Here is a 14490-nt window from a genome sequence, read left to right on the forward strand (position 1 = left end):
CGGCGCGGGGTCAGGCGTTCATCAACAGTAACGCCGCGAGGAGCAGCACGACGGCCAGCGCCTGCAGGCCGACTCGCTCCCACATGAATTTCTCGGCGTGAGTGTCGTCGTATTCGCCGCCGCGGCCCATCGAGCGCAGGCCCAGCACCAGCGTCACGACCACGGCCAATAGCGCGACGAACACGATCAGGTTCACAAGACTCATCGACCCCTCCTGCGTCTGCGGAATGGTCGCATCCAGATTAGGAGCGAGCCGGCCGGGAGGCAATGGCGGCAACTACGGATCAGCCTGCCGGTATCTCCAGGTCCGCGACCAGTGGCAGGTGATCCGAGGCCTGCCGGGACGCCGGCGACCTGAACGGATGCACGCGGGCGACGACGTCCCGAGGGGTCACGTAGAAGCGATCCAGGGCGAAGACCGGGGCAGCGGCCGGGAAGGTGCGTGGTCCCGGCGCCCGGCCGAGACTCCGGGCGAGCAGCCGGCTCGCTGCGGCCCCCGGCCGCCACTCGTTGATGTCGCCGGCGAGCACCCGCACGTCAGCATCGTCCCGATCCACCTCCGGCAGCAGCCGGCCAATCTGCCTGCGCCGCTCCCCGGCATTCAGGCCGAGATGGGTGACGAAGATCCGCAGCGTCCGGCCGCCGACGACGAAGTCCGCCTCGATGGCACCGCGCGGCTCCCGGGAGCCGACGGAGAGATCGTGCAGCCGGTGTGCGACGGCGGCCTCCCGGGCGAGCAGCAGGTTGCCGTAACGGGCATCGCCGCGGTACAGCGTGGCCCCGCGATGAGCGTGCATGCCGAGGCGCCCGGCCAGGTAGTCGGTGACCGTCGTCTCCCGGTAGGGCCGATCCTCCACCTCCTGCAGGGCGATGAAGTCGGCATCCACGTCTTCGAGCACCGCCGCGATGCGATCAGGCGCGAAGCGCCGGTCCCGGCCGACGCAGGCATGCACGTTGTAGCTCACGATACGGATCGACCGATCCGTCATCGCTTCCTTCGTTGCTGCAGCACGCGCAGGGCAATCAGCGTAATGCCGGCGGCGGCGATGACCGCGAGCACCCAGGGCTCGAAGACCGGTTCGCCGGCGAGGGCGGCACGGGCCCGGTCGACGCTGAAGCAGATCAGCACGGTGCCCGGCCCCATGCCGAGCAGCGTGCCGAGCAGGAAGTCCTTCAGCTTCACCTGCGAAGCGCCCGCCAGCAGGTTGATGACGGTGAACGGCGCGATCGGGATGAGCCGCAGCCCGGCCAGGGACCAGGGATCGGAGGACCGTCCGAGTGCCTTCATGCGTACGGTGACCGCGCGGGGCGCGCGACCCTCCACCGCCCGGCCCAGGCGACGGCCGATGGCATGGTTGACGACGGTGGCCGCCAGCGTGCCGGCGATGGCCGATACCGACGCCACCCAGGGACCGAACAGGAGCGCACAGAGCGCGATCATGCCGGTGACCGGCGCCACCACCAGACTGCCGGCGATAAAGGCGGGGATCACCGCGAAAGGCGCGAGCGGATGCGTCGCGCTCTCGCGCAGCGTGGCGAGCAGCGCCATCGGGTCGAAGCCTTCGCCGGCGGTGCGCGCCTGCCAGATGGCCAGGCCGCCGACGAGGAGTATCAGTACGGCCAGGAAACCCCAGCCCACCGAGGGATGCGTGAGCACCTGCAGATAACGCCGCCGCGCCGTGCCGGGTTCCGGTTCGGCCCCCTCGTCCGCATCGGCCCCGCCGGTGCCGGCGTCATGGGAGCCCGAGCCGGTCACGCCGTCGAGCAGCTCGTCCCAGGCCTGCTCCACGGGCTGCTCCAGGTCGGCGATCCGGGCGATGGGCTCCAGCATGCCGTCGATATCGCTGCTGTCGCTGTCCAGACGCTCCAGCCGCCGTGGCCCGCCGCCCAGCCGGTCCAGCGTGGCGATCAGGCCATGCTCCGCGATGCCGGCGGCCACCTCATCCACCTCCGCTCCCAGATGCTCGGCCAGCAGGTCCGCGCGCAGGCCGGCGGCCGCCTCGGCGTCCTCGATCACCAGGTCACATTCGCTGTCGAGCCCCATGGAGCGGCGACTGAGATTGGCCGAGCCGATCCGGGCCCAGCGCTCGTCCACGACCATCACCTTGCCGTGCACGTTGATACAGGTATCGCCGAGCTCGTCGGAGACCGGCGACAGGATGCGCAGGCGGCCGTGCCCGTCATTTTCACGCAATCGCTGCAGCGCCTGGTTGCGCAGCACGTCCATGGTGGCCTGCTCCAGCCAGCCGGAGGTCTCCCCCGGCAGGACGATGACCACTTCCGGCCCGTCGGCCTCCGCCAACCGCTCGCACAGGGCGCGCGTGACGGCGCCCGACGTGTAGTACTGGTTCTCGATGTAGACGGAGGATTCCGCGGCCGCGATCATGTCGAGGAACAGCTGCTCCACTTCGCGGATGAGTTCGCTGCCGTCCTGCTCCGCCCAGGTGCGTGCCAGGGCGGCGGGCGCATCGCTCGCCCGCACCGGCAAGGCGGCGGGCCACAGCGCCTCCGCGGCATCGCCCCCCGTGGCATCCAGCGTCGGCAGCGCATGGCCGGTGGCGTTCTTCCAGCGGAAGGAGCCGAGGTCGCGGAGGTGGCGGGCCGGCTCGCCCGTGACCAGCGCCTGCACGTCGTGGAAGGGCCGGTAGCTGCCGCCGGCCTCATTGACCCGCCGGGGGTCGTCCACGGCGTGTGCCCGGGTATCCCAGCGGCTCTTCGTGAGATCGAACCCGCCAATGTAGGCGAGCTGCCCGTCGATGACAATAAACTTCTGGTGCTGGCTCGCGCCGGTGGCGTGCTCGCCGTCCAGCTGGAAATGCAGGCGGTCGTGGTCCTGCCAGCCGAACTGGGCCGCCGGCAGCAGTTCGCGCTCCAGGACGTAGACCATGGCGAAGTCCCAGGACAGCACATAGACCTGCAGGCCGTCCCTGCGCTCCGCCAGGTCCTGCAGCGTCTCGGCGAGCGGACTCGGGTACAGCGGGTGGTCCTCGTCGCGAATCAGCTCGAGCCGGCTGTCGATGTCCCAGCCGACGATGAGGATCTCGCGTTCGGCCGCCTCCATGCTCTCGCGGACGGCCCGGAAATAATCCTCGCCGTCGATCAGCCAGCCGAAGCGTTCGGCGCGGGCGGCACGCCAGACGTTCCCGCCGGGAGTAAACAGGCTCCCGGGGCCGGCCTCGCCGGCGTCCTCATCACCGGCGTCGTCATCACCGTTCGTCATGCGGCCACTATAGCGCAGAGCCGGCGGCCTCGGCCGGGGGGCGGCGCGCCGGTCAGGCCGCGCCCGTCAGGACGCCACTTCGAGGCCGAGATCCTCGCCGGTCCAGGCGGAGATGGAGCCGAGGTAGAGGTCGATGTGCTCGAAACCCTCGCGCCGCATCACGCTGGCCGCGATGGTGGCCCGGCTGCCGCTGCCGCACATCACGGTGTAATGCCTGCTGCGGTCGAACGTCTTCAGCGCCTCCGGCAGGTCGCCCACGTAGGCATGCCTCGCGCCCGGCACGCGGCCTTCCTCCACTTCGTCGTCGTCGCGGACGTCCAGCAGCAGCCAGTCGTCGGGCGAGGAATTGACGCGGTCCTTCACGGCGTCGGTGTCGACAACGGCAAGGCTGCCGAAAGCCTGCCCCGCAGCGGCCCAGCCTGCCAGAGACGGGGCGAGGAAGCCGGCGATGCGGTCGTAGCCGATGCGGGCGAGCGCCGTGGCGGCGCGGGCGGCCTGGTCGGCATCCTCGGCCACCAGGGCCAGCTCGTCCTGCGGCTCGAAGAACCAGCCGGCGAAACTCGCGAGCATGTGCTCCGGGATCGCGATACTGCCCGGCAGGTGCGCGCCGAGGTAGGCGGACGCGCTGCGCACGTCCAGCACCGTGGCCCGGGCCGCCGCGGCGAGGAATTCCTCGGTGGCCAGCGCCTGCGGCGGCAGAGGCTCCGGCATGGCGGAGGCACCCTCCAGGTTATATGCCTCCATATAGCGGAAGTAGGGCGGCTGGCGGTGGTGCTCGGCGACCTTCGCCTCGATGAATTCGCCCCGGTCGGTAATCTGCAGGCGCGGGTTGTTGCGGCGCTCGTAACCGATGGTGGACACCTCCCGGTCGGCCATGGCGTTGCCGCAGACCGAGCCCGCGCCGTGGGCGGGATAGAGCACCGCCTGGTCGCCGAGTGCGCAGAGTTTCTGCAGGCTGTCGTACAGCAGGCCTGCCACCTCGCGCGCCCGGTCCGGATAGAAGTCGGTGCGGCCCACGTCTCCGATAAACAGCGCGTCGCCGGTGAACACGCCGACGGCATCGTCGCCGAACGCCGGGTCATAGAAGGCGAAGGAGAGGCTGTCGTCGGTGTGGCCGGGGGTCTCCAGCACGCGGACGAGAATGCTGCCGATGCGGAACTCGTCGCCCTCCCTCGCCGTCTCCGCATAAACCACGTCGCCGGCGGCGTTCGGACCGTGGAACACGGTGGCGCCGGTGCGCTCCGCCAGCACGGCCGCCCCCGAGAGCAGGTCCTCGTTGCGATGGGTCTCGAAGATGCGTGTGACACGGCACCCGTTGCCGGCGGCGATGTCGGTGTACACATCGCAGTCGCGGCGGGGGTCGATGACGGCCGCCTCGCCGTCGCTGCCGATCACCCAGGAGAGGTGCGCCAGGCCTTCGCTTTTGACTTTCTCCAGAAACATCCCGGTCTCCTTGCCCTTATCCGCCTGTACTGCCTCTAAACTAGGCCGTGCCGTGCAGGAATCAATGCGGGATATCAACGCCGGCTGGCAATGATTGCCGGGGTCCCGGACTTGCTGCCGGATGTAGAGACAATGTGTAATCATGCTCGCGACGAAAGATAGACGCAACCAAAGGCCGGATTTGCCCTGCCCGCTGTCAGCCTCGTAGTCGCCATCCTGCTCGCGCTGCCGGCATCCGTATGAGGCCGTCATCCGAATATCCAAGCCCACCCGACGGAGACAGACCATGCGCACACTTCTGATCGCCGCTTTCCTCGCTGTCGCCGCACCGGCAACGGCCTGCGATGGCTCCCTGTTGAACCAGGACTTCCGCCGCCTCGCATCCGACGAATCAGTGAACCTGTGCGAGGCCTACCAGGGCAAGGTCGTCCTGGTCGTGAACACGGCGTCCAAATGCGGCAACACGCCCCAGTACGAGGGCCTTGAGGGGCTCTACGACGAATACGGCGAGGAGGGCCTGGTGGTGCTGGGCTTCCCTTCGAACGATTTCATGGGCCAGGAGCCGGGCACCGAGGAGGAAATCCAGGAGTTCTGCCGCTCCACCTACGGCGTGAAATTCCCGATGTTCGAGAAGATCACGGTGCGCGAGGAGAACGCCCATCCCTTCTACCGCGCGCTGGCGGAGGAAGCGGGCACCTATCCCCAGTGGAACTTCCACAAGTACCTGATCGGGCGCGACGGCAAGCTGATCGCCGAGTTCAGCCCGCGCACTAAGCCCTACGACGAGAGCGTCGTTGCGGCGTTGAAATCCGCGCTGGCCGAACCCGCCGGATGAGGCGAGCGCCGGCCGGAGCCCTCAGTACTGGCCCATCCGGGACTTGAGGGCCCGCAGGACGTCGCGCCAGGCGATGATGCCGACGAGCCGGCCGCTCCTGTCCACCACCGGGTAGCGCCGGTAGGGAGACTCCAGGAAGTGCTCCGCCAGCGAGAAGATGCTGTCGCCGGGGCGCACCGTCTCCACGTTGGTGTGCATGTACTCGTCCACCCGGCCGCCCGGCTCCCCGTGGTAGGCCCCGTGCAGGGCGACTTTCATGAAGTCGCCCTCGGTCAGGATACCCACGAGCCGCCCGCTGCGGTCGGTGACCGGCGCACCGGCCACGTCGTTGTCCACGAAGATGGACAGCGCGCGGAGAATCTCCATGTCCGGGCGCAGTGTCAGCACGTTGCGGGTCATGTAGTCCCGCACTTTCATCGTCTCCATCGCGTTCCCCCCTCCTCAGCGGCCGGAGCCGAAGTCGTCCAGGAAGATGCTGTCGCGGTCGACGCCCAGCTCGTCGAGCATCTGGATGACGGCCGCGGTCATCACCGGCGGTCCGCAGAGATAGTATTCCAGCTCCTCGGGAGCCGGGTGATCCTTCAGGTACTGCTCATAGGCCACCTTGTGCACGAAGCCCTCCGGGCCGTCCCAGTCGTCGTCGGGCAGCGGGTCGGACAGCGCCACCTGCCAGTCGAAGTTGTCGTGTTCGGCGGCGAGCCGGTCGAAGTCGTCCTGGTAGCAGAGCTCGCGCAGGCTGCGCGCGCCGTACCAGAAGCGGATGCGCCGGCCGCTCCGCCGGTTCACCAGCTGATCGAAGATGATGGAGCGCATCGGCGCCATGCCGGCGCCGCCGCCGATCAGCACCATCTCGCGATCGGACTCGTTGGCATGGAATTCGCCGAACGGGCCGGAGAGCACTACCTCGTCGCCGAGCGCCAGGCTGAAGATCCAGGACGATGCCTTGCCCGGCGGAGTTCCCTCCGGCGCATTCGGAGGCGGCACGGCGATCCGCACGACCAGCATGGCGACGTCGTCCTCGCCCGGGTGGTTGGCCAGCGAATAGGCGCGGGTCGTGGTCGAATCCGCGTGTGACTCGAGCTGCAGCAGACCGTATCGCTCCCAGTCGGCGCGGTATTGCTCCGGGATGTCGAAATCGGCGAATTTCACGTCGTAGGGCGGCGCCTCCAGGACGATATAGCCGCCGGCCTCGAAATCGAGGCGTTCCCCTTCCGGCATGGAGAACACCATCTCCTTCAGGAACGTGCCCACGTGACGCGCGGAGCGCACCGTGCTGGTCCAGCGCTTCACGCCGAACAGCTGATCCGGCACCCGCACGCTCATGTCGCCGCGCACCTTGACCTGACAGGCGAGCCGGTAGCCCTCCTCCGCCTCGTGCCGGTCTATGTGGTTCTGCTCGGTCGGCAGCAGGTCGCCGCCGCCCTCCAGCACCTTCAGCTTGCACTGGCCGCAGGTGCCGCGCCCGCCGCACGCCGCCGGCAGATAGAGGCCGTTGTTGCCGAGGTCGGTCAGCAGATGGGTGCCGATCGGCACCTCGATGGTCCGCTGTCCGTTGATGGTGATCTCCGCACTGCCCCCCGGCGCCAGCCACCGGCGGGCCAGCAGGACGATGTACATCATCGCCATCACCAGCAGGGTGAAGGTCGCGACGCTGAGCAGAACGCTCCCCATCAGAACGCGAGCCCCGAGAGTCCGGCGAAGCCGAGAGAGAGCAGGCCGGTGACCACGAAAGCGAGACCGAGCCCCTGCAGGCCCTCCGGTATGTCGCTGTAATGCAGGCGTTCGCGAATGGCGGCGAACAGGATGATGGCCACGGCCCAGCCGACGCCGGCACCGGCACCGTAGGCCGTGCTCTCGGCCAGGCCGTACTCGCGCTCCACCATGAACAGCGACGCGCCCAGCACCGCGCAGTTGACCGTGAGCAGCGGCAGGAAGATGCCGAGCGCCTGATGCAGCGCCGGCAGGAAGCGGTCCAGCGTCATCTCCAGAATCTGGATGAGCGCCGCGATCACGCCGATGAAGCTGATGAGCCGCAGGTGGGTGAGATCGGTGTCGGGCATGCCGAGCCAGGCGAGAGCCCCGGGCTTCAGCACGTTGTCGAAGATCAGGTGGTTGATCGGCACCGTGATGGTCTGCACGACCACGACGGCGATGCCGAGACCGACCGCCGTGCCGACGCGCTTGGACACCGCCAGGAACGTGCACATGCCGAGGAGGAAGGCCAGCGCCAGGTTATCGACGAAGACCGCGCTCAGGAAGATACCGGCCAACTCACCCATCAGTCGCCCTCCTGGAATTTGGAGGGAGGCGCCGACATGACCGTGTGCTCGCGCTGCATCGGCCGCACGACTCGTATCCACCAGACGATCGCCGCAATGATGAAGAATGCGCTCGGCGGCAACAGCATAAGCTCGTTCGGCAGATACCAGCCGCCGTCTTCGGAGACGGTAATGAGCGGGTATCCGAGCAGCGTGCCGGCACCCAGCAGTTCGCGCACCGAGGCCACGGCGATCAGCACCACGCTGTAGCCCAGGCCGTTGCCGACGCCGTCCAGCAGACTCTGCCAGGGGCCGTGGCCCATCGCGAAGGTCTCGGTGCGACCGAGGATGATGCAGTTCGTGATGATGAGGCCCACGAATACGGAGAGTATGCGCGAGACGTCCGGCAGATAGGCGCGCAGGAACTCGTCCACCACGATGACGCCGCTGGCGATGATGGTGACCTCGATGATGATGCGCACCGCATGGGGCATCTGCCGGCGAAGCAGGCTGACCGCGACGTTGCTGAACGCGAGCACGGCGATTACCGCGGCGCTCATGACCAGCGCGGGGAACAGTGTCCGCGTGACCGCCAGCGCCGAGCAGATACCGAGGATCTGCATGGTGATCGGGTTGTTGTCCACGATGGGATCGACGAGTGTGCGTCCGTCACTCATGAGGCGTCTCCCTCCTCTCGCAGCCGCGCGAGCAGCGGCCCGTAGCCGTCGTCGCCCAGCCAGTACTGCAGCAGGCCGGTGACGCCCCGCGCCGTCTTCGTGGCGCCGCTCATCGCGTCGGTCTGGTAGCGGCGGGCCGGGTCATCCGGCGCCAGCGACTCCCGCGCGATGCCGAGTGCCGGGCGACCCTGTTCGTCGTAGGCCTGCTTGCCCGGCCAGCGTGCCTGCCAGTCTCTCTGCTCCACGAAATCGCCGATGCCCGGGGTCTCTCCGTGCTCGTAGAAAGTCAGCGCCGCGACGGTCTCCAGGTCGCTCTCCAGCGCCAGATAGCCTTTCAGCGTCGACCACATGCCGCGGCCATAGACCGGCAGCACGATGCGCTCGAGGCTCCCCTCGTCCCGGTAGACGTACACGGGCATGTAGGGTGCGCGGCGGCCCAGCCGCGCCGCGTTCTCCGCACGGGGTATCTCGACGCTCTGCGTCTCCGATTCGGCGACCGCCAGGTAGTCGTACTCCCGGGGGTCGGCCGCGTCGGTGTAACGGCCGGTGTCGAGGTCCACCAGGCGCACTTCAATCGCCTCGAACCGCTCGGCCACCTCGCGGGCGGAGGCGTCCGCGCCGGCCTCGATCAGCCCCGCGGCCACCAGCACGCGCCGGTCGCGGTCGATGGAGGCATAGCGCTCCTGCACGGGCCGCAGCCAGGCCACGGCCGCCGATACCATCAGCGAGCAGGCGATGGCGATGCTCAGCGTGAATACCGTGGTATGCGTGAGGGAATTGCGGCTCACGACGCGAGCCTCCTGCGGTGGCGGCGCATCTGCCAGGCGATCACCGCGTGATCGATCGCGGGCGCGGCGAGACTGATCAGCAGCACCGCGTAGATCGTGCCTTCCGGATGACTCGAGTTCGCGACGCGGAAGAGTATCGCCGCCGCGCCGATCACGAAGCCGTAGATCCAGCGCCCGGCACGCGTGACCGAGGCACCCACCGGATCCGTCGCGATGAACGCGATCAGGAAGGCGAAGCTGCCGGTGACCAGGTGCCAGCGCCACGGCAGGTCGAACGCAGGATCCTCCGGCCCCCAGGCGTTCAGCGAGAGCGTCATCGCGAGACTGCCGAGGAGGGCCGCCGCAATGATGCGCCAGGAGACGAGCCCGCCCAGTATCAGGAGCACGGCGCCGAGTGCGCAGGCCAGCGCCGACGTCGTGCCGAAGGCACCGATGTCGTCGCCCGCCGCCACCGCCACGAGGCTGTGGCCGGCCGCCTCGAGCGCATCCGTACCGCCGGCGAGAGCCACGTCGAGCGCGCTCTCGATCTCGGCACCCGGCACCGGGAACGCGAGCGCCGGTTCCGGCGTCCCGGGATAGGCGAAGTGGAGGAAGACCAGCCCCAGCAGCGCCGGACTCACCAGGTAGCGGCCGGTGCCGCCGAACAGCAGTCTGCCGACCACGAAGGCGAAGCTCGCACCGACCGCGACCGTGGCGGGCGAGGCGCCGGCGGGCAGCAGCAACACCAGCAGCCACGCCGTGTGGAATATGCCGCAGTCCACGGGCCGGCTGCGCAGCCGGGCGAACAGTGTCTCCCAGACAAGGCCGGCGGCCAGCGCCACGAACAACAACGGCAGAAAGTAAGCCAGACCCACCGCCGCAGGCAGGGCGGCCTCCGGCGCGGCGGCGGCGAACGCGGCCCGCCAGGGCCCGATGGCCGCGGCCAGGTCCGCACCGGCGGCGGCGACGATCTGCGTGCCCGTGAACCAGAGGCCGACGGCCCAGGCCGGCAGGGTGGCGACCACGATCAGAAACAGCGCCGTCGGCACCGACATCGCCTCCCGCACATACGGTGCGCGCGTCGTCACGCGCGTGGCCGCCAGCGGCGGCTGCAGCCCGAAGCGCGGGCCGTACCTCTGCAGCAGGGGCGTCCAGCGGCCCATTATCCGCCGCCCCGCTGCTCGCCGGCCGCGAAGACGCGCCAGGCGTCGGCGTAGTCGTATCGCGCCGGGCAGACCGCGCTCAGCAGCGCGAGATCCTCGGCTTCGAGTTCGAGGGCGCCGAGCTCGATGGCCCGTTCGGCGTCGCTCGCGACCAGGGAGCGCAGCAGCGGAATCACCGGCAGGTCGTAGGGGAAGACCCGCTCGTAGACCTCGAACGGCATCAGACCGGCCGGGCGGCCCACCCGGCGGGTATCGAGCCGGCGCAGGCGCCGTGCGAGCAGTTTCGTGACCGGACTCGTCACCGAGAAGCCCTCGCCCCCCTCGCCGTTGCCCTCGGACGGCGCGGTCGCCTCCATCAGCGCGCTGACCTGACGGTGATAGCGGCCGAGAAACGGCTGCTCGGTCGTCCACTCCCGGCCCGACAGCGGCGAGCCGGAGATCACGCGCGCGTCGGCGGCCAGCCCGCGATCCCGCACCAGCGCATCGAGGCTCGCGCCCAGACGTGTTTCGATCAGGCCCGGACGCCCCAGCGCCGAGCCGGCAACGGCGATGGTGGACCCGGTGTCGATGACCCGGTCGACGAACAGGCGGCCGATGGCGACCACATCCTGATAACCGATATGCCAGACGGGCCGCGCTTCGGAAGCCGGCGAGAGATGGTGGATGTGCGTGCCGGCGAGGCCGGCCGGGTGCGGCCCGCGGAAGCGGACGTGCTGCAGACCGGCGGCATCGGGCAGGTCGATGTAGAACTCCGGCGACGTGCACACGTACAGCGGACCGCCGTGCAGCTGCGCGAGAACCCGCAGGCCCGCGCGGAACGATTCCGCCCGCGGCTCGATCAGCACGGCCGGCTCGGCGGACAGCGGCTCGGTATCGATGGCGGTGACGAACAAGGCGTGAGGCTCGGCGTCCGGGTCCGGTATGCGGCCGTAGGGCCGGGTTCGGAAGGCGGGCCAGAGACCGTAGCGCAGAAGCGTCTCGCGGATGGCCTGCGGGCGCTTCGCCTCGATGGCGCCGCCGGGAACGTCCACGTAGCGGGTGGTCACCGAGTCTTCCAGTTCGATCACCACGGCGAGCAGCACGCGACGACGGCCCCGCCGGATCGCGGTCACCCGCCCGTTGCCCGGCGAGCAGAAGCGAATGCTCTCGCGCTTGCGATCCACGAACACCGGCTCGCCGATCGCGACCGTGTCTCCTTCCGACACCGACAGCGACGGCCGCACACCGGGGAAATCCGTGCCGAGCACCGCGACGCGTCGCACCGCGGGGCCGCGCTCCAGCCGATCACCGGCGGCTCCGGCAATAGGCAGATCGTAACCCCGGCGTATTCTAATTTCTCTGGGCGCGCCTGGCATTAACCGAATTCTATGGTGCACCCCGCAGGCATGTATACGCAGCTTCCACTATCGCGCTCGAACGCTGCATCTTAGGTACATCCCAGAATTGTCACCGTGACGAGATGCGGCGAGGATTTTGGTGACACGTAGGAGGGCCTTCAGGCCCGACCAACCCCGGCGCATCGGGGCTAAAGCCCCTCCTACGGGGTCGCAGAGACGACAGACAATCCGGGATCCCCGGGGGAGGCGTCGCATGAAGACGGTCTTCATCAACCCCGAGCGGTGTATCGGTTGTCGGCAATGTGAGTTCGCATGTGCCGTGGCGCACTCGAGAAGCCACGATCCGGCCACAGCCATAGGCGAACAGCCCGCACCCCATACCCGTATCCACGTACTGCCCGGACCTGCATTCAACACTTCCTTCCCGTCGCGCTGCCGGCACTGTGATCCGGCGCCCTGCGTGGGCGTCTGCCCGACGGGCGCCATGGGCCGCGACGAGGCCGAGGGAGTGGTGCTTGTCGATCCGGAGCGCTGCATCACCTGCGCCATGTGCGCCATGGTCTGCCCCTTCGATGCCGTGGACTTCCACGTGCACGGAAACGGGGCGCCGGCACGGCTGGTCGCCACCAAGTGCGACGGCTGCATAGACCGGGTGAGGGAGGGCAGGCAGCCGGCCTGCGTCGAGGCCTGCAAGGTCGGCGCACTGGTCTACGGCGAACTGAACGATCTGATCGCGGCGGGCCGCGCCACGCAGGCGAGCGCGATGCTCTCCGCCGCCGCTTCGGCCGGGACCCTGCCCGCGCCCGCCGGCGTGACCGGCTGGCGTGCCTGGGGCCGGGAGGCGGCACACGTAAACCGGGAGGTGGCTCATGGCCGCTCATGACAATGTGAAGCAGTTCAGCATCAACAACGACGCGCTCGCCATGATCGCCAGGGCGCGGGAAGAAGGCATAGAGACCGTGTGGGACCGGCTCGCCGCCCAGGAACCCCAGTGCGGCTACTGCGCCATGGGCGTGAGCTGCCGCAACTGCTCCATGGGCCCCTGCCGGGTGGATCCGTTCGGCGACGGTCCGCAGAAAGGCGTCTGCGGCGCGGATGCCGACATCATCGTGGCCCGCAACCTGGGCCGCAGCATCGCCGCCGGGGCATCGGCCCATTCCGATCACGGCCGCGACATCCTCGAGGTGTTCGCCGAGCTGGCGAAAGGCGAGAGTTCCGGCTACGAGCTGCGTGACGAGACCAAGCTCCGCGCCCTGGCCGGGGAATGGGGCATCGAGACGGACGGCCGTCCGCGCGACGAGGTGGCCCGGGATCTGGCCGCTGCCATGATGGACGAGTACGGCACGGCCAAGGGACATCTCAGCTTCGCCGACCGGGTGCCCGAGGCCCGCAGCGAGCTGTGGAAGAAGCTCGGCATCGCGCCGCGCGGCATCGACCGCGAGAACGTGGAGATGCTGCACCGCACCCACATGGGCGTGGACAACGACTACGTGAACACGCTGCTGCACGGGCTGCGCACCAGCCTGTCCGACGGCTGGGGCGGCTCGATGGTGGCCACCGAACTCTCCGACGTGATGTTCGGCACGCCGAAGCCGGTGACCTCGCGCATCAACCTGGGCACGCTGAAGGAAGCGTGCGTGAACATCGCCCTGCACGGACACAACCCGGTGCTCTCCGACGTGATCCTGCAGGCGGCCGACGACCCCGAGCTGGTGGCGCTGGCAAAGGAGAAAGGGGCCGAGGGCATCAACCTGGTCGGCCTGTGCTGCACCGGTAACGAGCTGCAGATGCGCAAGGGCATCCCGATGGCCGGCAACCACCTGATGCAGGAACTGGTGCTGCTCACCGGCGCGCTCGACGCGATGGTGGTGGATTACCAGTGCATCATGCCGTCGGTCACCGACGTGGCGAAGTGCTTCCACACGGAGGTCATCTCCACGGCGGACAAGGCCAAGTTCACGGGCGCCACCCACATCTCGTTCGATCCGAAGCGCGGTCTGGAGATCGCGAAGGAGATCATCGGACGCGGCATCGAGGCCTACGGCAACCGCAACCCGGAACGGGTGCGCATCCCGGAGGGCACGGTGGAGATGATGGCCGGCTTCTCGGTGGAGGCGATCCTGGGCGCCCTCGGCGGCACGCCGGAGCCCCTGGTCGAGGCCATCAAGGACGGGCGCATCCGCGGCGCCGCCGCGGTGGTGGGCTGCAACAACCCGAAGATCAGACAGGACCACGGTCACGTGACGCTGACGAAACGCCTGATCGAGAACGACATCCTGGTGCTGGTCACGGGCTGCTCCGCCGTCGCCAACGGCAAGGCGGGCCAGATGATGCCGGAGGCGGCCGAGATGGCCGGCCCGGGTCTGAAGGCCGTCTGCCAGGCGCTGGGCATCCCGCCGGTGCTGCACATGGGTTCCTGCGTGGACAACACGCGGGTGCTCGCGCTGGCCGCCGCGCTCGGCAACTACCTGGGCGTGGATATCGCGCAGCTGCCGCTGGCGGGCGCCGCGCCGGAGTGGTACTCCGAGAAGGCCATCTCCATCGGCGCCTACGTGGTGGCGAGCGGCATCTACACGGTGCTCGGCGTGCAGCCGGCGATCTTCGGCAGCCCCAACGTCGTGAACCTGCTGGCCGACGGCCTGGAAGACGTGGTCGGGGCCAAGTTCGCCGTCGAGGCCGATCCCGAAAAGGCGGCGCTGCTGATCCGCCGGCACATCGAGCACAAGCGGGCCGGGCTCGGCCTGCCGCACCTCGAGGATGCCGAGATCGGCGCAGCGGCCTGAGGAGGCA

At 69.0% G+C, this 14490-nt stretch carries 14 protein-coding genes; 3 read left to right on the top strand and 11 right to left on the bottom strand.

The genetic code is table 11. The features are described 5' to 3' along the window. Positions 1–10: 10 nt before the first annotated feature. The 4 genes from ACJMK0_RS01210 to ACJMK0_RS01225 all read right to left on the bottom strand — a co-directional run bounded on the left by ACJMK0_RS01210 (position 11) and on the right by ACJMK0_RS01225 (position 4663). The gene (locus ACJMK0_RS01210; protein ID WP_405234990.1) at positions 11–205 is read right to left on the bottom strand and encodes a twin transmembrane helix small protein; all 195 of its coding nucleotides are present in this window, start codon (positions 203–205) and stop codon (positions 11–13) included. Positions 206–284: 79 nt separating this feature from the next. Further along, complete coding sequence (locus tag ACJMK0_RS01215) at positions 285–989, bottom strand: endonuclease/exonuclease/phosphatase family protein (RefSeq protein WP_405234991.1); 705 nt, start codon at positions 987–989, stop codon at positions 285–287. After that, positions 986–3220 (bottom strand): phospholipase D-like domain-containing protein, encoded by a 2235-nt coding sequence (locus ACJMK0_RS01220; RefSeq protein ID WP_405234992.1) that lies wholly within the window; start codon positions 3218–3220, stop codon positions 986–988. The genes ACJMK0_RS01215 and ACJMK0_RS01220 overlap by 4 nt, the downstream gene beginning before the upstream one ends. Positions 3221–3286: 66 nt before the next feature. Continuing rightward, positions 3287–4663: an MBL fold metallo-hydrolase gene (locus ACJMK0_RS01225; protein ID WP_405234993.1), complete on the bottom strand. Its 1377-nt coding sequence runs from the start codon at positions 4661–4663 to the stop codon at positions 3287–3289. A gap of 286 nt (positions 4664–4949) precedes the next feature. Here ACJMK0_RS01225 and ACJMK0_RS01230 point away from each other — a divergent pair, with 286 nt between their 5' ends. Further along, positions 4950–5498: a glutathione peroxidase gene (locus ACJMK0_RS01230; RefSeq protein ID WP_405234994.1), complete on the top strand. Its 549-nt coding sequence runs from the start codon at positions 4950–4952 to the stop codon at positions 5496–5498. A 21-nt stretch (positions 5499–5519) separates the two neighbouring features. Here the strand turns inward: ACJMK0_RS01230 and ACJMK0_RS01235 are convergent, their stop codons facing one another. Genes ACJMK0_RS01235 through nqrA form a run of 7 tightly spaced genes read right to left on the bottom strand, consistent with a single transcriptional unit; the run spans position 5520 to position 11718 of the window. After that, entirely contained in the window at positions 5520–5924 is a 405-nt protein-coding gene (locus ACJMK0_RS01235) for a CBS domain-containing protein (RefSeq protein WP_405234995.1), read from the bottom strand. A gap of 15 nt (positions 5925–5939) precedes the next feature. Then, positions 5940–7169: an NADH:ubiquinone reductase (Na(+)-transporting) subunit F gene (nqrF, locus tag ACJMK0_RS01240; RefSeq protein ID WP_405234996.1), complete on the bottom strand. Its 1230-nt coding sequence runs from the start codon at positions 7167–7169 to the stop codon at positions 5940–5942. Continuing rightward, a complete protein-coding gene (gene nqrE / locus ACJMK0_RS01245; protein ID WP_405234997.1) occupies positions 7169–7777 on the bottom strand; it encodes an NADH:ubiquinone reductase (Na(+)-transporting) subunit E in 609 nt (202 codons plus the stop codon). Before nqrE ends, nqrF begins: the two co-directional genes overlap by 1 nt. Continuing rightward, positions 7777–8433: an NADH:ubiquinone reductase (Na(+)-transporting) subunit D gene (locus ACJMK0_RS01250; protein WP_405234998.1), complete on the bottom strand. Its 657-nt coding sequence runs from the start codon at positions 8431–8433 to the stop codon at positions 7777–7779. Before ACJMK0_RS01250 ends, nqrE begins: the two co-directional genes overlap by 1 nt. Then, positions 8430–9221 carry a Na(+)-translocating NADH-quinone reductase subunit C gene (locus tag ACJMK0_RS01255; RefSeq protein WP_405234999.1) on the bottom strand — a complete coding sequence of 264 codons (792 nt, stop codon included), beginning with the start codon at positions 9219–9221 and terminating at the stop codon, positions 8430–8432. The genes ACJMK0_RS01250 and ACJMK0_RS01255 overlap by 4 nt, the downstream gene beginning before the upstream one ends. Next, positions 9218–10363, bottom strand: a complete 1146-nt coding sequence (locus ACJMK0_RS01260) for an RnfABCDGE type electron transport complex subunit D (RefSeq protein ID WP_405235000.1) — start codon at positions 10361–10363, stop codon at positions 9218–9220. Before ACJMK0_RS01260 ends, ACJMK0_RS01255 begins: the two co-directional genes overlap by 4 nt. Next, on the bottom strand, positions 10363–11718 hold the full coding sequence (gene nqrA / locus ACJMK0_RS01265; protein WP_405235001.1) for an NADH:ubiquinone reductase (Na(+)-transporting) subunit A: 1356 nt from the start codon (positions 11716–11718) through the stop codon (positions 10363–10365). The genes ACJMK0_RS01260 and nqrA overlap by 1 nt, the downstream gene beginning before the upstream one ends. Before the next feature lie 235 nt (positions 11719–11953). Here nqrA and ACJMK0_RS01270 point away from each other — a divergent pair, with 235 nt between their 5' ends. Both ACJMK0_RS01270 and cooS read left to right on the top strand, forming a co-directional pair. Continuing rightward, entirely contained in the window at positions 11954–12583 is a 630-nt protein-coding gene (locus tag ACJMK0_RS01270; protein ID WP_405235002.1) for a 4Fe-4S dicluster domain-containing protein, read from the top strand. Next, positions 12570–14483, top strand: a complete 1914-nt coding sequence (cooS, locus tag ACJMK0_RS01275; RefSeq protein WP_405235003.1) for an anaerobic carbon-monoxide dehydrogenase catalytic subunit — start codon at positions 12570–12572, stop codon at positions 14481–14483. Before ACJMK0_RS01270 ends, cooS begins: the two co-directional genes overlap by 14 nt. Positions 14484–14490 lie beyond the last annotated feature (7 nt).

The sequence above is a fragment of the Lentisalinibacter orientalis genome, assembly GCF_040706535.1.
GTDB classification, from domain to species: domain Bacteria; phylum Pseudomonadota; class Gammaproteobacteria; order Steroidobacterales; family Woeseiaceae; genus Lentisalinibacter; species Lentisalinibacter orientalis.